Consider the following 15601-nt stretch of genomic DNA (forward strand, 5'->3'; position numbering starts at 1 on the left):
GGCGAGACGTGCGGGTGCGCCGGCTAGAATCGCCGGCTGCCGCCGCTGGCCACGGGAGAGGGGAAGGGATGCGCACGACGCGGCTGCCGCCGCTGCTGGGACCGGGGATCGCCCTGGCCGTGGCCGTCGTCCTGGGCTGGAGTTTCTGGCGCAGCGCCGGCTGGCTGGAGCTGTGCGCCGGCCTGGCCCTGTTCCTGTTCGGCATGCAGTGCCTGGAGGAAGGCCTGCGCCAGCTGGCCGGCGGCGGGCTCGAGCGCCTGCTGGCGCGCAGCACCGGCACCCCCGGGCGCGGCCTGCTGTTCGGCATGGCCGGCACCGCCCTGCTGCAGTCGACCACCCTGGTTTCGCTGCTGACCATCGCCTTCATCGGCTCGGGCCTGATACAGCTGGCCGGCGGCATCTCGGTAATCCTCGGCGCCAACCTCGGCGCGACCAGCGGCATCTGGCTGCTGGCCCTGGCCGGGCAGGACTTCAGCCTCTCCCCGCTTGCCCTGCCGCTGCTGGTGTTCGGCGTGCTGGCCGGGTTTACCGGCGCGCGCGGCAAGGCCGCCGGGCGGGTGGTACTGGGCGTGGCCTTCATCTTCCTGGGCATCGACCAGCTCAAGGACGGCTTCGCCCAGCTCGGCGGCGGCCTGGACCTGGCCTGGGTGCAGGCCGGCGGGGCCGCCGGTACCTCGCTGTTCGTGGTGGCCGGCCTGGTGCTGACCGTGGTGCTGCAGTCCAGCCACGCCACCCTGATGCTGACCCTGGCCGCGCTGGCCGGCGGCCAGCTGCAGCTGGAGCAGGGGCTGGCGATCGCGGTCGGCGCGAACGTGGGCAGCAGCGTCAGCACCGCCTTCGTCGGCATGCTTGGTGGCAACCGCAGCGGCCAGCGCCTGGCCCTGGCGCATGCGCTGTTCAACATCGTCACCGCGGCGGCGACCCTGGTCCTGCTGCTGCCGCTGACCTGGCTGGTGAAGACGACGGCGGGGCTGGCCGGTTTCGGCGGCAACGACCTGCTGCAGCTGGCCCTGTTCCACACCCTGTTCAATGCCGGCGGGGTGGCCCTGTTCTGGCCCTGGCAGCGGCAGCTGGAGGCGGCGCTGCGGCGCTGGCTGCCGGACCGTGCCGATCCGGACCTGCCCGCAACGCCCGCCGGCGAGGCGTCGATCCGGCGCGTGCATGCACGCCACCTCAGTGGGCCGGCACTGGAATCGGCCGACGCGGCCGCGGCGGCGGTGGCGCTGGAGCTGCGCCATCTCGGCGAGCTGTCGATGGAAGTGATCTGCCAGGCCCTGTGCCTGCCGCCGGGCGTGCTGGAGGCGGCCGGGCCCGATCCGGCGCTGCTCGACGGCGCCTGCCCGCCCGGCCAGGCCATGGATGCCGAGCTGCTGTACCAGCAGCGGATCAAGGGCGTGTACGGCGACCTGCTGGCCTTCATGAGCCGGCTGGAGCTGCCGCTGGACGAGGAGCACCAGCGCTTCTGGTCCGCCAGCCAGCTGGCGGCGATGGAGATGGTCAACGCGGTCAAGAGCGCCAAGCACCTGCAGAAGAACCTGCAGCGTCGCCTGGCTGGTCCGGACACGCCGGTGCGCACCGCCTACCTGGAGCTGCGCGCGCACCTGCTGGCCCAGCTGCGCGCACTGCACCGGTTGCATCCGGACGCCGGCCCGCAGGCGCGGGCCGGCCTGCTGGAACGGCTGGACGCGGATGCGGAGGCGTTCCATGCCCGCTTCCGCACGATGCTGTTCCGGCACGTGCGCGATGGCGTGTACGACGGCCTGGAGGCCGGATCGCTGCTCAACGACCTCGGTTACGCCGGCGAGCTGTACCGCCACCTGCGCCAGCTGTTCGACCGCAGGGGCGAGCCGGTCTCGCTGCAGCAGCTGCGCCAGCTCTCGGCCACCACCTGAAGCCGACAGCCAAGGTGCCGCGGACGATGGCATTGAGTAGCCCATTACCGGGACAATTCCTGTACTGGCCGGTTCAATGGATAGGTTAAGATTCAGTCTTCGCCACGCATGATGCGTCGGCCCATGCCCCCCTCCTGCGAAGGAAACGCGCTCGCGCATGCCCGTCCCCGCTGCTAATGCCTTGGCCCTGCAGGGCGTCCGCCTCGATCGTGGCGGCCGCACCATCCTGCGCGACCTCGACCTGACGGTTCCCGCCGGCAGCATCACCGCCGTGCTGGGCCCTTCGGGCACCGGCAAGTCGACCCTGCTGGCGGCGCTCACCGGCGAGCTGGTGCCGGCCGCGGGCACGCTGCGCGTGTTCGACCGCCCGGTGCCGCGCGGTTCGCGCGAGCTGCTGGAGATGCGCAAGGGGATCGGCGTGCTGCTGCAGGGCAACGGCCTGCTGACCGACCTGAGCGTGGCCGAGAACGTGGCCCTGCCGCTGCGCACCCATACCCGCCTGCCCGAGCCGCTGCTGCGCCGGCTGGTGGAGATGAAGCTCAACGCGGTCGGCCTGCGTGGCGCCGCGGACCTGTATCCGCGCGAGCTGTCCGGCGGCATGGCCCGGCGCGTGGCGCTGGCCCGCGCGCTGGCGCTGGATCCGCCGCTGATGCTCTACGACGAACCGTTGACCGGCCTGGACCCGATTGCCTCCGGCGTGATCATGAGCCTGATCCAGCGCCTCTCGCGCAGCCTGGGCCTGACCAGCATCATCGTCAGCCACCACGTGCACGAGACCCTGCCGATCGCCGACCAGGTGGTGGTGATCGCCAACCACGGCATCGTGTTCGACGGCACCCCGGCCCGGCTGCAGGCCTCGACCGATCCGCTGATCCGCCAGTTCCTGGACGGCCAGCCGGACGGCCCGATCCCGTTCGAGAGCGCCCGCGACGGCGCCGCGCGCGCGGAGGCCGCCTGATGGCCGCCGTGGGTGCCGTGCGTTCGCTGGGCCGCGCCGGCCTGTTCTCGCTGTCGGTGCTGCGCGCCTCGCTGCCCAGCCGCGACTTCCTCGCCGAGCTGGCGCGCGAGACCTACAAGATCGGCGGCCGCTCGCTGCCGATCATCGCCGTGGGCGGCGCGTTCGTGGGCCTGGTGCTGACCCTGCAGGGCTACCGCACGCTGACCACCTTCGGTGCCGCCGACGCGCTGTCGACCCTGCTGGGCCTGTCGCTGTACCGCGAGCTGGGCCCGGTGCTGACCGCGCTGCTGTTCATCGGCCGCGCCGGCAGCTCGATCGCCGCCGAGCTGGGCCTGATGCGCGCGACCGACCAGATCAAGGCGCTGGAGCTGATGGCCATCGACCCGGTGGCCAAGGCGGTGGCGCCGCGGTTCTGGGCGGCGGTGCTGTGCGTGCCGCTGCTGACCGGTTTCTTCTGCTCGCTGGCGATCTCGGCCAGCTGGTTCGAGGCGGTGAAGGTGCTGGGCCTGGACAACGGCACGTTCTGGGCGGCGCTGCAGGGCAGCGTCGACTTCTGGGACGACTTCGGCGTGGCCCTGCTGAAGTCCGCTGTGTTCGGTGGCGTCAGCGCGCTGGTCGCCGCCTACGTGGGCTTCCACGCCGAGCCGACCATCGAGGGCACCTCGGTGGCCACCACCCGCGCGGTGGTCAACGCCTCGCTGCTGGTGCTGATGCTGAACTTCGTGATGTCGGCCCTGCTGTTCCAGTAAGTACACCTGCCGGCAGCCGCCGGCACCGCAACAAACCCCGGGCGCCGGAAGGTGCCCTGTTCCGATCCGTTTCCACAGGTAGCTTCCCATGGCAATCCGCGGTCCCAGGCTTGAATTTGCGGTCGGCGCCTTCCTCATCCTGGCGCTGGCCTCCCTTCTGGTGCTGGCCTTCGCCTCGACCAACCGCCAGTTCGGCCTCGGCGGCGGCAGCTACGAGCTGACCGCGCGCTTCGCCAACCTCGGCCAGCTGCGCCTGCAGGCGCCGGTCAAGATCGGCGGCGTGGTGGTGGGCCGGGTGAAGAAGGTCGAACTGGACCCGGTGCGGTTCGATTCGATCGTCACCCTGGCCATCGACGAGCGCTACCAGGACCTGCCGGGCGACACCTCGGCGTCGATCCTGACCAGCGGCCTGCTCGGCGAGAGCTTCATCGGCCTGCAGCCGGGCGGCGACCCCGAGCCGCTGAAGCCCGGCGACGAGATCGTGTTCACCCAGCCTGCGATCGACCTGATCCAGCTGGTCGGCAAGTACATGTTCGGCGGTGCCGGCGGCGAAGGCGGGATCGACCCGTCCAAGGTGCTGTCCTCGCCGTCCACCGAAGAAGACCCGTCCCCCACGGAATGAATGCCATGAAACCCCTGATCCTTTCCCTCGCACTGGCCCTGCCGCTGCTGGCGGCCGCCCCGGTCCAGGCCCAGGCGCAGGCCCAGCAGGCCGCGCAGACCCCGGGCCGCCAGGTCGTCGACACCGGCACCCGCGTGCTGTCGACCCTGCAGCAGCGTCGCGCCGAGTTCCAGAAGGACCGCAAGGCCCTGCGCGGCTTCATCGAATCCGAGCTGCGCAGCGGCTTCGACCGCGAGTACGCGGCGCGCCTGGTGCTGGGCCCGCACGGCCGCGGCGCCAGCGATGCCGACGTGGCGCTGTTCGCCGACGCCATGACCGACAACCTGATGCAGCGCTACGGCGACGCCCTGCTGGCGTTCGACGGCCGTCCGCGCATCCGCCTGAAGTCGGAGACCCCGCTGCCGAACAACCGCGGCGTGCGCGTGTCCACCGAGATCCTGCGCGACGGCGGCGACCCGATCCCGGTCGACTACCTGGTGCGCAACAACGGCGGCTGGAAGATCTTCGACGTGATGGTCGAGGGCGTGTCCTACGTGCAGACCTTCCGCACCCAGTTCGACGCCCCGCTGCGGCAGAAGTCGATCGCGCAGGTCGCCGCCGAACTGCGCAGCGGCGCCCTGCGCCCGGCCGCCGATGGCGCGCGCTGAGGAAAGCGCCAGCGCCCGCCGCGAAGGCGAGGTGCTGCACCTGGAAGGCCGCCTGGACCGCGCGGCCGTGGTCGCGCTGTGGCCGCGCCTGCAGCCGCTGGTCGATGGCGCCCGCACGCTGGAGCTGGGCGCGATCCAGTCCCTGGACAGCGCCGGCCTGGCCCTGCTGGCCGAGACCGCCGCGCGCATGCGCGCCAGCGGCCCGGTGCAGGTCGGCGGCGATGCCCCCGGCCTGGCCGAACTGCGTGCCGCCTACCGGCTGGACCCGCAACTGAACTACGCCGGAGCCCCCCCATGAAGCTCGCCTCCACCGGCGCCCTGCTGCTCCCGCTGTTGCTGCTGGCCGGTTGCGCCAGTGCACCGAAGGCCGCCGGCAGTGGCCCCGCCCCCGTCGAAACCGTGGCCGGCACGCCGGTCCAGGCCGAGGCCGACGCCGCGCCGTCCGTGGTCGTGGTCGATGGCCAGGAGCTGCCGGCGCCGCCCGCAGGGGAAGCGCCAGTGCAGGACGCCGTCGACGCCGACGTTGCCAGCGCCGATGCCACGGGCGGATCCGCCGACGACGGCCTGTCCCCGACCGAGGCCGAGGACGACTACGCCGCGCTGTACGGCACCGCCACCGACGCCGATCCCACTGCGCGTCCGGTCTACGACCCTTGGGAGCCGATGAACCGGCGCATCCACGCGTTCAACAACGTGGTCGATGCCGCCATCGCCCGTCCGGTCGCGCGCCTCTACGTCGCGGTCGTGCCGGAGCCGGTGCGCCTGGGCGTGGGCAACTTCTTCGACAACATCGCCTCGCCGGTGATCTTCCTCAACCAGATGCTGCAGGGCCGCCCGCGCGATGCGGTGCAGACCCTGGGCCGGTTCGTGGTCAACACCACCCTGGGCATCGGCGGCATCTTCGATCCGGCCACCGACCTGAAGATGAAGCGCCGCAGCGAGGACTTCGGCCAGACCCTGGGCATCTGGGGCTGGCGCAACTCGCGCTACCTGGAGCTGCCGTTCTTCGGCCCGCGCACGGTGCGCGACGTGTTCGGCATGGCCGGCGACATGCCGCTGTCGCCGACCCGCCAGGTCGAGCGCGACCGCTACCGCATCGTGCTGCAGGGCGCGCAGCTGGTGGACCGCCGCGCCGCGCTGCTGCCGATCGAGAGCATGCGCGAGAACGCGGTGGACGAGTACGCGATGATCCGCGACGCGTGGATGCAACGCCGCCAGTACCAGATCGAGGCCGACCGCCGCGGCGGTCGCAAGGGCGAGGGCGAGGACGACCTGCCGGACTACCTGCGCGACGAGCGCGATCCCACCCTGCCGGTCGACGCCATGCCGATCCCCGGCACCTGAGCCAACCGGGAAACGCGGATGCACGAAGGGCCCGGGAAACCGGGCCCTTTTTCATGCATCAAACGGACGGCCCAGGCGGGCGGTGCCCTCAGGGCTCGCCTTCCTCGCCGTCCAGCTCGGACTCGATCGCATCCAGGCCGAGGTCGCCCAGCAGCGCCTGTGCCTGGTCCTCGGCCAGCGACTCCACGCCGCGCAGGCGGCGCTCGATGGTGCGGGTCTTGCGGCTGGCATCGCCCAGGCTCTTGCCGACGGTGCTGATCTGCTTCTCCGCGCGCTCGAGGATGCCGGCGAACTTGCCGAACTCGCTCTTGACCGCGCCCAGCAGCTGCCAGACCTCGGACGAGCGCTTCTCGATGGCCAGGGTGCGGAAGCCCATCTGCAGGCTGTTGAGCAGGGCGGTGACCGTGGTCGGGCCGGCGACCACGATGCGGTGTTCGCGCTGCAGCGCGTCGGTCAGGCCGGGACGGCGGATCACCTCGGCGTACAGGCCCTCGGTGGGCAGGAACATCACCGCGAAGTCGGTGGTGTGCGGCGGCACGATGTACTTCTCGCAGATCGACTTGGCCTGGATCCGGATCGCGCGTTCCAGCTGGGCGCCGGTGCTGCGCACCAGCTCCACGTCGGCGAGTTCCTGTGCCTCGAGCAGGCGCTCGTAGTCCTCGCGCGGGAACTTGCAGTCGATCGGCAGCCACAGCGGCGCGTCGTCGTGCCCGCGGCCGGGCAGGCGCACGGCGAAGTCGACCATCTCCGCGCTGTCCGGGCGCACGCGCACGCCGCGTGCGTACTGGTCGGGGGTGAGGGTCTGCTCCAGCAGGTTGTCCAGCTGCACTTCGCCCCAGGTGCCGCGGGTCTTGACGTTGGTCAGCACGCGCTTGAGGTCGCCGACGCCGGTGGCCAGCTGCTGCATCTCGCCCAGCCCGCGCTGGACCTGCTCCAGGCGCTCGGACACCAGCTTGAAGGACGAATCCAGGCGGGTGGTGAGGGTGCTCTGCAGCTTCTCGTCCACCGTCTCGCGCATCTTCTCCAGCTTGGCGGCGTTGTCCTGCTGCAGCGCGCGCAACTGCTGCTCGAGGGTGGCGCGCATCTCGCCGATGCGCTGTTCGTTGCGCGCGGTCAGTTCCTGCAGGCGCTGGTTGAGGCCCTCGGCGAAGCGCTGCTGCGACTCCAGCGACTCCTGGCGGGTGACGCGGGCGTCCTCGGTCAGGCTGGCACGCAGGGCCGCCAGCTGCTCGCCGAAAGCCTGGATGCGGGTGTCCTGCTGGCGCCCGAACAGGTCCAGCTGGGCGCGAAGCTCGGCCAGACGCTGGGACAGCAGCTCGTTGAGCCGGGCCTGGGCCTCCACGCCCTCGGCGCGGCCCTTGCGCGCGTCCTCGGTCAGTGAATCGCGCAGCTGGTCCAGGCGGGTGTCGGTGCGCGTGCCCAGGTCGGCCAGATGGCGGGCGAAGCCGTCGATGCGGGCGCCCTGGGTGGTGGCCAGGCCGTCCAGCTGCTGGCGCAGTTCCAGGCGGCCGTCGCGCTGCTCGGCGCGCAGGGCCTCCTCCAGCTGCGCGCGCAGGCGCTCGAAGGCGGCGTCGGGACGGCGCACCAGGAGGGCGGCCACACAGGCCAGGATCGCCAGCAGCAGGCCGGCGATGAGGATCAGGAAGAGGGTTTCGGTCATGCGGGAAGTCTAGCGACCCGGCGTCCCAGCCCATGAGATCCGGATGCCTCGTGGGCTTCACGCCGGTCCAATCCCCGGCGCCACACAGTGCCGGCATGGCCCGACCCGCCCGCTTCCCGCTCCGGACCAGGCATATCGACGAGCCGGCGGAACCGGAGGACGGGTTGCGCCTGCTGGTGGAGGGCGCCTGGCCACGCGGAGCGCGCAAGGACACCCTGGAGCTGGAAGCGTGGCTGCGGATCCTCGCGCCCAGCACCGCCCTGCGCCGCTGGTTCGGCCAGGACCCGGCCCGGTGGGACGACTTCCGCAGCCGCTACTTCGAGGAACTGGCCGCCAACCACGCCGGGCTGTCGCGATTGCGCAGCTATCTGGTCAAGGGACCGGTGACCTTCGTGTACGCTGCCGGCGACGGGGAGCACAACAACGCGGTGGCCCTGCGCGACTACATCCTGCAGGCGTCCGGCTGAGTCATACCGGCTCGGTTGCGTTTGCAACCAAGGTGGAAGCGCCCTTAGCCTGTGTGGTTTCGTGCCCGTCGCGGCCCCGCCAACCGGAACCCGCATGACCGCAAGCACCCCCCTGCTGATCACCTTCTCCGCCTACCTGCTGCTGATGGTGGGTATTGGCTTCGTCGCCTGGCGCCGGACCCGGACCTTCGACGACTACATCCTCGGCGGGCGCTCGCTGGGCGGCTTCGTCACCGCGCTGGCCGCCGGCGCCTCGGACATGAGCGGCTGGCTGATGATGGGCCTGCCCGGCGCGCTGTACCTGGCCGGCGCTTCCGAGGCCTGGATCGCGATCGGCCTGGTGCTCGGCGCCTGGGCCAACTGGCGCTGGGTGGCCGGGCCGCTGCGCCTGTACACCGAGCGCACCCACAACGCGCTGACCCTGCCGGACTACTTCACCCACCGCTTCGAGGACCACAGCCGCCTGCTGCGGATCCTGTCGGCGCTGGTGATCCTGGTGTTCTTCGCCATCTACTGCGCCTCCGGCATCGTCGCCGGCGCGCGCCTGTTCGAGAGCATGTTCGGCCTGCCGTACGGCCAGGCAATGGTCTGGGGCGCGCTGGCGACCATCGCCTACACCTTCGTCGGCGGCTTCCTGGCGGTGAGCTGGACCGACACCGTGCAGGCCTCGCTGATGTTCTTCGCCCTGTTGCTGGTGCCGGTGGTCGCGATCATCGGCGCGGGTGGCCCGGGCGAGGCGGTGGCCCTGGTCGAGCAGGTCGATCCCACCCGGCTGGACTGGATCGGCGCCGGCGGGGCGATCGCGGTCGTCTCGGCGCTGGCCTGGGGCCTGGGCTACTGCGGCCAGCCGCACATCCTCGCCCGCTTCATGGCCGCCGACAGCCTGGCCACCATCCCGCGCGCACGCCGCATCTCGATGGCCTGGATGGTGCTGTGCCTGGGCGGCTCGGTGGCCACCGGCCTGGCAGGACTGGCCTGGTTCGCCGCGCACCCGGAGCTGGCCGGCCCGGTCGACGCCAACCCGGAGCGGGTGTTCATCGCCCTGGGCGAGCAGCTGTTCAACCCGTGGATCGCCGGCGTGCTGCTGTCGGCGATCCTGGCCGCGATCATGAGCACCCTGTCGGCGCAGCTGCTGGTCTGCTCCAGCGCGCTGACCGAGGACTTCTACCGCGGCCTGCTGCGGCCCAGGGCCAGCCATGCCGAGCTGGTGTGGTTCGGCCGGGCCATGGTGCTGGCGGTGGCGGCCCTGGCGATGTGGATCGCGCGCGACCCGGAGAGCCGGGTGCTGGGACTGGTTTCCTACGCCTGGGCCGGATTCGGTGCCGCGTTCGGCCCGGTGGTGGTGGTGTCCCTGTTCTGGAAGCGCATGACCCGCAATGGCGCCCTGGCCGGCATGCTGGTCGGCGCGGCCACGGTGATCGCGTGGAAGCACACCGGCAGCGCGCTGTACGAGATGGTGCCGGGCTTCATCGCCGCGACCGTGGCCATCGTCCTGGTGAGCCTGCTGGGCAAGGCGCCCTCGCAGGCATTGCAGGCGCGCCACGAGCAAGTGCGCGCGGCCCTGCGAGAACAGGGCCACTGAACGCCACTGCCGCCGCGCGCGCTCAGCGCGCGGTGTAGCCGCCGTCCACCAGGTGGTAGCTGCCGGTGACGAAGGAGGCTTCCTTCGACAGCAGGAAGCAGGCCAGGGCCGCGACCTCGTCCGCAGTGCCGAGCCGGCCGGCCGGATGCAGGGCCACCAGGCCCTCGCGCACCGCCGGATCCAGCCCCGACAGCAGCGGGGTGTCGATGAAGGCCGGGCCGACCGCGTTCACGCGGATGCCCTGGGGCGCGTATTCCATCGCCGTGGTCTTCGTCATTCCCAGCAGCGCGTGCTTGGCGGCCACGTAGGCGATCGAGCCGCTCCAGCCCACGCTGCCGAGGATCGAGGCCATGTTGACGATGGCACCGCCGCCGCTGGCCAGCATCGCCGGCAGCTCGTACTTCATCGAGTACATCACCCCGTGCAGGTTGACGTCGATGACCCGGTGCCAGTCCTCGAGTGGGTACCCGGCGGTGGGATGGCTGGGGCCGCCGATGCCGGCGTTGTTGACCGCCAGGTGCAGGCCACCGAAACGCTCGACCGTGACCTGGACCATGCGCTCCACCGCGGCGGCATCGGCCACGTCCAGCTGGAACGCCAGCGTATCGGCCTCGCCCAGCCGAGCGGCCAGCGCCTGCGCCGCGGCACCATCATGGTCAGCGATTACGACCTTCGCACCTTCGCGTGCGAGGCGGCGGCAGATGGCTGCGCCGATACCCGACGCACCACCGGTGACGATCGCGACCTGTCCTTCGAACCTGTTCATGGCACTGCTCCTCTGGCGGGATGCATCCATGCTCGGCCGCGGCGGCCACGGCCACCTTGATCGCGATCAAGCCCCGCCGGCGCGGCCGGCGGGACTGGAGCAGGTGCCGGACTCAGTCCAGCACGCGGCAGAACACGGCCTTCAGGTAGCGCGACTCGGGCACGTTGGCCAGGAACGGGTGGTCCGGGCCGGCACCGGCGACCTTGAGCACCTGCACGGTGCGGCCGGCGTAGAACGCGGCCCGGCGCAGCATGTCCAGGAACTGGTCCTCGGCCACCAGGCCGGTGCAGGAGAAGGTGGCCAGCAGGCCGCCGGGCTTGACCACGCCCAGGGCCAGCTTGTTCATGTCCAGGTACTTCTTCAGCGCGGTGATGACCTGGTCGCGGTCGCGGGTCATCTTGGCCGGGTCCAGCACCACGGCGTCGTACTGCTCGCCACGGACGGCGGCCTCGCGCAGCCACGGGAAGATGTCGGCCTGGACGAACTTCGGGCGCACGTTGTTCAGGCGTGCATTGCCCTTGGCGATCTCGATCACGTCCTCGTCGATGTCGATGCCGGTGACCTCGGCCGCGCCGCGGGCGGCGGCGTACACGGCGAAGCCGCCGGTGTTGCAGCACAGGTCCAGCACGCGCTTGCCCGCCACCTGGCGCGAGAACCACTCGCGGTTCTCGCGCTGGTCGGCGAAGAAGCCGGTCTTGTGCGCACCGGCCGGGTCGGCGCGGAAGCGGATCCCGTGCTCGGTGATCACCGCCGGCTCGGGGCTGCCGCCGCCGGTGTACACCGGGCGGTAGTCGAAGCTCTCCTGCTTCTGCACGTGCTCCTCGGCGAAGCTGTAGATCCGCGCACCGGGGAAGTGCACGCGCAGGGCGTCGTAGATCCACTCGCGGTGGCGCCACATGCCGGCGCTGAAGAACTCCACCACCAGCAGGTCGTCGTAGCGGTCCACCACCAGGCCGGACAGGCCGTCACCCTCGGCATGGACCACGCGCCAGGCGTTGGAGACCTCGTCCAGCTTCAGCACGTCGCGGCGCAGGGACACGGCCGCGCCGATGCGGCGCTCGAACCAGGCCGCGTCCATGGCCAGTTCCGGATCGGTCTCCAGCAGGCGCAGGGCGATGCGCGAGTGGCCGTTGTAGAAGCCACGGCCGATGAACTGGCCATCGATGTCGAAGGCATCCACGATCTCGCCGGGGCGCAGGCGCGTGGCCGGCTTCTGCACGATCTTCTGGAAGACCCAGGGGTGGCTGGAACGCCAGGCGTTCTTCAGCTGGACGGTGGGGTAGGGGGTATTCATCGGGCAATTGTACGTTCGCCGGCCCCAACCAAAGTCGTAATCGCCTGTTTACCGTACCCCGGGGCATGGCCGCGGGCGCGCATCCCCCGGCAAAACACGCGACAATGCGGGGGTTTCGCCGCGGGCGGCCCGTCACGGACGCCCGCGGCCCCTGTTCCGCCGATCGCACCGAGAGCCCCCGCAGACCATGTCGAACACGCCGAAGATCATCTACACCCTGACCGACGAAGCGCCGTTCCTGGCCACCCAGTCGCTGCTGCCCATCGTCCAGGCCTTCGCCGGCACCGCCGGCATCCAGGTCGAGACCCGGGACATCTCGCTGGCCGGCCGCATCCTGGCGCAGTTCCCGGACTACCTGGGCGATGACCAGAAGATCGGCGACCACTTGGCCGAGCTGGGCGAGCTGGCGACCCGTCCGGAAGCCAACATCATCAAGCTGCCGAACATCTCCGCCTCGGTGCCGCAGCTGAAGGCCGCGATCAGGGAGCTGCAGTCGCAGGGCTACCCGCTGCCGGACTACCCGGACGCGCCCAAGGACGAGAAGGAGAAGGACATCCAGGCCCGCTACGACCGGGTCAAGGGTTCGGCGGTGAACCCGGTGCTGCGCGAGGGCAATTCCGACCGCCGCGCGCCGGCCTCGGTCAAGAACTACGCCCGCAAGCACCCGCACCGCATGGGCGCGTGGAGCAAGGATTCGAAGTCGCACGTGGCGCACATGGACGCGGGCGATTTCTACGGCAGCGAGCAGTCGGCGACGATCGCCAACGCCGGCAGCCTGAAGATCGAGCTGGCGCAGGCCGACGGCAAGACCGTGGTGCTGAAGGAGAAGGTGGCGGTCAAGGCCGGCGAGATCGTCGACGCCTCGACCATGAGCTGCAATGCGCTGGCCGCCTTCGTCGCCGCGCAGGTCGAGGACGCGCGTGCGCAGGACGTGCTGTTCTCGCTGCACCTGAAGGCGACCATGATGAAGGTCTCCGACCCGATCATGTTCGGCGTGGTGGTCTCGGAGTTCTACAAGGACGCCCTTGCCAAACACGCCGACGCGCTGGCCTCGGTCGGCTTCTCGCCGGAGAACGGCATCGGCGACCTGTACGCGCGCATCGCCTCGCTGCCGGAAGCGCAGCAGGCCGCGATCAAGGCCGACGTCGAGGCCGTGTACGCCAAGGGCCCAGCCGTGGCCATGGTCAACTCGGACAAGGGCATCACCAACCTGCACGTGCCCAGCGACGTGATCGTCGACGCCTCGATGCCGGCGATGATCCGCGACTCCGGCCGCATGTGGAACGCCGAGGGCAAGCTGCAGGACACCAAGGCGGTGATCCCGGACCGCTGCTACGCCGGCGTGTACCAGGCGGTGATCGAGGACTGCAAGGCCAACGGCGCGTTCGACCCGACCACCATGGGCTCGGTGCCGAACGTGGGCCTGATGGCGCAGAAGGCCGAGGAATACGGCAGCCACGACAAGACCTTCCGCATCCCGGCCGACGGCGTCGTGCGCGTCACCGACCAGGACGGCAAGCTGGTGTTCGAGCACAAGGTCGAGGCCGGCGACATCTGGCGCATGTGCCAGGCCAAGGACGCGCCGATCCAGGACTGGGTCAAGCTGGCCGTCAACCGCGCCCGCCTCAGCAGCACCCCGGCGGTGTTCTGGCTGGACTCCAACCGCGCCCACGACCGCGAGGTCATCGCCAAGGTCGAGAAGTACCTGAAGGACCACGACACCAGCGGCCTGGACATCCGCGTGCTCGCCCCGGTGGAAGCGACGAAGTTCTCGCTGGAGCGCATCCGCCAGGGCAAGGACACCATCTCGGTGACCGGCAATGTCCTGCGCGACTACCTGACCGACCTGTTCCCGATCCTGGAGCTGGGCACCAGCGCCAAGATGCTGTCGATCGTGCCGCTGATGGCCGGTGGCGGCCTGTTCGAGACCGGCGCCGGCGGCAGCGCGCCCAAGCACGTGCAGCAGTTCGTCGAGGAGAACTACCTGCGCTGGGATTCGCTGGGCGAGTTCCTGGCCCTGGCCGCCTCGCTGGAGCACCTGGCCGAGCAGACCGGCAATGCCCGCGCCGCGGTGCTGGCCAAGGCGCTGGACCAGGCCAACGGCCTGATCCTGGACAACAACCGTTCGCCGGCGCGCAAGGTCGGCGAGCTGGACAACCGCGGCAGCCACTTCTACCTGGCCCTGTACTGGGCGCAGGCGCTGGCCGCGCAGGAGGAGGACGAGGCGCTGCAGGCGAAGTTCGCGCCGCTGGCCAAGGCCCTGGCCGAGAACGAGGCGACGATCGTCGCCGAGCTCAACGGCGCCCAGGGCAAGCCGGTCGACATCGGTGGCTATTACCACCCCGACCTGGCCAAGGCCGGCGCCGCCATGCGTCCGTCGCCGACCTTCAACGCCAGCCTCGCGGTACTCGCGGCCTGAGTTCCCGCTCCAGCTCGCGTTGCACCACACGAAGCCCGGCCCCGCGCCGGGCTTCGTGCTTCCGGGCATCCGGGGTGGCGGGCACCGCCGGCATCCGGCCGGCGACGCAGGCCTCCAGGCCCGATGCGTGGCCATCCATCGACAGCAGTCCGCGGAACATCGCCGACAGCGCGGCGCCGTAACCGTGCTTCTTCCTCGTGTCCATGACGCTCTCCGCTGGCTTGAACGACGATCAAGCTACGGCGATGCTGCAGGGGCACGTAGCGCAAGTTCCGCAAGCCAGCCTTGAAGGAGGCTCAAGATGGCACGCATCCCGCTGGACCAGGTGGAGGCCTTCGTCACCGCCGCACGGCTGGGAAACCTGACCCGCGCCGCGGCGCAGATGCACCTCACCGTCAGCGCGCTGAGCCACCGCATGCGCCAGCTGGAGGAGGGGATGGGCCAGCGCCTGCTCGCACGTGGCCCGCGCGGGGTGGAGCTGACGGTGGAAGGGCGGCGCCTGTACGACGCGGTGGCCACGCCGCTGGACGACATCGCCCAGGCCTTGCGTCGCGCCAGCACCTGCGGCCAGCGCAGCATGACCATCAGCCTGATCCCGTCCATGGCCACCGCCTGGCTGGTGCCGCGGCTGCCGTCGTTCCTGTCGGCGCATCCGGACCTGGCGGTGAGCCTGCAGTCGAGCACCCATGTGGTCGACTTCGAGCGCGAGCCGGTGGACCTGGCCATCCGCCTGGGTGCCGGCAGCTGGCCGGGCGTGCACACGGAGCTGCTGTTCGACGAATGGCTGGCGCCGGTCGCCAGCCCCGCGCTGCTCCGGCGCAATGCGCGGATCCCGGCCACGCAGCGGCTCGCCCGCCTGCCCCTGCTTGGCGACCCGTCCGACCGCTGGGATGACTGGTTCGCCGCCACCGGTGGCGAACCGCCGCGCCGGTACGCCGCGCACTTCGACGACACCGAGACCCTGCACCAGGCCGCGGCCGAGGGGCTGGGCGTGGCCCTGGCGCGCCTGACCCTGGCCGAGCCGCTGCTGCGTGCCGGCCGCCTGGCCACGCTGGGACGCAGGCGCATGCCGGCCGGTTTCGGCCATTACCTGGTGTACCCCGGGCGCAGCCGGTCGCATCCATCCTTCGCCACCGTGCGGGCCTGGCTGCTGGAGCAGGCGGCGGCCCGGCCACGCCCCGGACGGCCCGGCTAACATCGG

General features: G+C 71.0%; 15 protein-coding genes. 11 read left to right on the forward strand and 4 right to left on the reverse strand.

The features are described from left to right. Positions 1-68 precede the first annotated feature (68 nt). The 7 genes from PSESU_RS15285 to PSESU_RS15315 all read left to right on the forward strand — a co-directional run bounded on the left by PSESU_RS15285 (position 69) and on the right by PSESU_RS15315 (position 6212). Positions 69-1892, forward strand: a complete 1824-nt coding sequence (locus tag PSESU_RS15285) for a Na/Pi cotransporter family protein (RefSeq protein ID WP_013536700.1) — start codon at positions 69-71, stop codon at positions 1890-1892. Positions 1893-2049: 157 nt separating this feature from the next. Then, positions 2050-2850, forward strand: a complete 801-nt coding sequence (locus tag PSESU_RS15290) for an ABC transporter ATP-binding protein (RefSeq protein ID WP_013536701.1) — start codon at positions 2050-2052, stop codon at positions 2848-2850. Next, positions 2850-3599 (forward strand): MlaE family lipid ABC transporter permease subunit, encoded by a 750-nt coding sequence (locus PSESU_RS15295; protein WP_013536702.1) that lies wholly within the window; start codon positions 2850-2852, stop codon positions 3597-3599. Before PSESU_RS15290 ends, PSESU_RS15295 begins: the two co-directional genes overlap by 1 nt. An 88-nt stretch (positions 3600-3687) precedes the next feature. Further along, positions 3688-4221 carry an outer membrane lipid asymmetry maintenance protein MlaD gene (gene mlaD, locus PSESU_RS15300; RefSeq protein ID WP_013536703.1) on the forward strand — a complete coding sequence of 178 codons (534 nt, stop codon included), beginning with the start codon at positions 3688-3690 and terminating at the stop codon, positions 4219-4221. Positions 4222-4226: 5 nt separating this feature from the next. Beyond that, positions 4227-4868 carry an MlaC/ttg2D family ABC transporter substrate-binding protein gene (locus tag PSESU_RS15305; protein WP_013536704.1) on the forward strand — a complete coding sequence of 214 codons (642 nt, stop codon included), beginning with the start codon at positions 4227-4229 and terminating at the stop codon, positions 4866-4868. Then, positions 4855-5166, forward strand: coding sequence for an STAS domain-containing protein (locus tag PSESU_RS15310; RefSeq protein WP_013536705.1), 312 nt, complete (start codon positions 4855-4857; stop codon positions 5164-5166). The genes PSESU_RS15305 and PSESU_RS15310 overlap by 14 nt, the downstream gene beginning before the upstream one ends. Further along, positions 5163-6212 (forward strand): MlaA family lipoprotein, encoded by a 1050-nt coding sequence (locus PSESU_RS15315; RefSeq protein WP_013536706.1) that lies wholly within the window; start codon positions 5163-5165, stop codon positions 6210-6212. Before PSESU_RS15310 ends, PSESU_RS15315 begins: the two co-directional genes overlap by 4 nt. Positions 6213-6300: 88 nt before the next feature. Here PSESU_RS15315 and rmuC read toward each other — a convergent pair whose 3' ends face one another. Then, on the reverse strand, positions 6301-7872 hold the full coding sequence (gene rmuC / locus PSESU_RS15320) for a DNA recombination protein RmuC (RefSeq protein WP_013536707.1): 1572 nt from the start codon (positions 7870-7872) through the stop codon (positions 6301-6303). Positions 7873-7967: 95 nt separating this feature from the next. On the opposite strand from rmuC, the gene PSESU_RS15325 reads away from it, so the two are divergent. Together PSESU_RS15325 and putP are read left to right on the forward strand one after the other, a co-directional pair. Further along, a complete protein-coding gene (locus tag PSESU_RS15325; protein WP_041764224.1) occupies positions 7968-8339 on the forward strand; it encodes a DUF488 domain-containing protein in 372 nt (123 codons plus the stop codon). Positions 8340-8433: 94 nt separating this feature from the next. Continuing rightward, positions 8434-9921 carry a sodium/proline symporter PutP gene (putP, locus tag PSESU_RS15330; RefSeq protein WP_013536709.1) on the forward strand — a complete coding sequence of 496 codons (1488 nt, stop codon included), beginning with the start codon at positions 8434-8436 and terminating at the stop codon, positions 9919-9921. Between the two features lie 22 nt (positions 9922-9943). Here the strand turns inward: putP and PSESU_RS15335 are convergent, their stop codons facing one another. Both PSESU_RS15335 and PSESU_RS15340 read right to left on the reverse strand, forming a co-directional pair. Continuing rightward, a complete protein-coding gene (locus tag PSESU_RS15335; protein ID WP_013536710.1) occupies positions 9944-10687 on the reverse strand; it encodes an SDR family NAD(P)-dependent oxidoreductase in 744 nt (247 codons plus the stop codon). Positions 10688-10799: 112 nt separating this feature from the next. Further along, positions 10800-11981, reverse strand: a complete 1182-nt coding sequence (locus PSESU_RS15340; RefSeq protein ID WP_013536711.1) for a class I SAM-dependent rRNA methyltransferase — start codon at positions 11979-11981, stop codon at positions 10800-10802. Positions 11982-12168: 187 nt separating this feature from the next. Here PSESU_RS15340 and PSESU_RS15345 point away from each other — a divergent pair, with 187 nt between their 5' ends. Further along, complete coding sequence (locus tag PSESU_RS15345; RefSeq protein ID WP_013536712.1) at positions 12169-14400, forward strand: NADP-dependent isocitrate dehydrogenase; 2232 nt, start codon at positions 12169-12171, stop codon at positions 14398-14400. Here PSESU_RS15345 and PSESU_RS16060 read toward each other — a convergent pair. Further along, positions 14369-14605, reverse strand: coding sequence for a hypothetical protein (locus tag PSESU_RS16060; protein ID WP_013536713.1), 237 nt, complete (start codon positions 14603-14605; stop codon positions 14369-14371). The genes PSESU_RS15345 and PSESU_RS16060 overlap by 32 nt on opposite strands. Before the next feature lie 96 nt (positions 14606-14701). Between PSESU_RS16060 and PSESU_RS15350 the strand changes: the two genes are divergently transcribed. Then, entirely contained in the window at positions 14702-15595 is an 894-nt protein-coding gene (locus PSESU_RS15350) for a LysR substrate-binding domain-containing protein (RefSeq protein WP_013536714.1), read from the forward strand. The last annotated feature ends 6 nt before the right edge of the window (positions 15596-15601 follow it).

Origin of the sequence: Pseudoxanthomonas suwonensis 11-1 (assembly GCF_000185965.1) — a bacterium.
GTDB classification, from domain to species: domain Bacteria; phylum Pseudomonadota; class Gammaproteobacteria; order Xanthomonadales; family Xanthomonadaceae; genus Pseudoxanthomonas; species Pseudoxanthomonas suwonensis_A.

Coding starts and splice junctions, on each gene's coding strand:
- PSESU_RS15285 (WP_013536700.1), top strand. CDS start 69: ATGCGCACGACGCGGCTGCCGCCGCTGCTGGGACCGGGGATCGCCCTG.
- PSESU_RS15290 (WP_013536701.1), top strand. CDS start 2,050: ATGCCCGTCCCCGCTGCTAATGCCTTGGCCCTGCAGGGCGTCCGCCTC.
- PSESU_RS15295 (WP_013536702.1), top strand. CDS start 2,850: ATGGCCGCCGTGGGTGCCGTGCGTTCGCTGGGCCGCGCCGGCCTGTTC.
- mlaD (WP_013536703.1), top strand. CDS start 3,688: ATGGCAATCCGCGGTCCCAGGCTTGAATTTGCGGTCGGCGCCTTCCTC.
- PSESU_RS15305 (WP_013536704.1), top strand. CDS start 4,227: ATGAAACCCCTGATCCTTTCCCTCGCACTGGCCCTGCCGCTGCTGGCG.
- PSESU_RS15310 (WP_013536705.1), top strand. CDS start 4,855: ATGGCGCGCGCTGAGGAAAGCGCCAGCGCCCGCCGCGAAGGCGAGGTG.
- PSESU_RS15315 (WP_013536706.1), top strand. CDS start 5,163: ATGAAGCTCGCCTCCACCGGCGCCCTGCTGCTCCCGCTGTTGCTGCTG.
- rmuC (WP_013536707.1), bottom strand. CDS start 7,872: ATGACCGAAACCCTCTTCCTGATCCTCATCGCCGGCCTGCTGCTGGCG.
- PSESU_RS15325 (WP_041764224.1), top strand. CDS start 7,968: ATGGCCCGACCCGCCCGCTTCCCGCTCCGGACCAGGCATATCGACGAG.
- putP (WP_013536709.1), top strand. CDS start 8,434: ATGACCGCAAGCACCCCCCTGCTGATCACCTTCTCCGCCTACCTGCTG.
- PSESU_RS15335 (WP_013536710.1), bottom strand. CDS start 10,687: ATGAACAGGTTCGAAGGACAGGTCGCGATCGTCACCGGTGGTGCGTCG.
- PSESU_RS15340 (WP_013536711.1), bottom strand. CDS start 11,981: ATGAATACCCCCTACCCCACCGTCCAGCTGAAGAACGCCTGGCGTTCC.
- PSESU_RS15345 (WP_013536712.1), top strand. CDS start 12,169: ATGTCGAACACGCCGAAGATCATCTACACCCTGACCGACGAAGCGCCG.
- PSESU_RS16060 (WP_013536713.1), bottom strand. CDS start 14,605: ATGGACACGAGGAAGAAGCACGGTTACGGCGCCGCGCTGTCGGCGATG.
- PSESU_RS15350 (WP_013536714.1), top strand. CDS start 14,702: ATGGCACGCATCCCGCTGGACCAGGTGGAGGCCTTCGTCACCGCCGCA.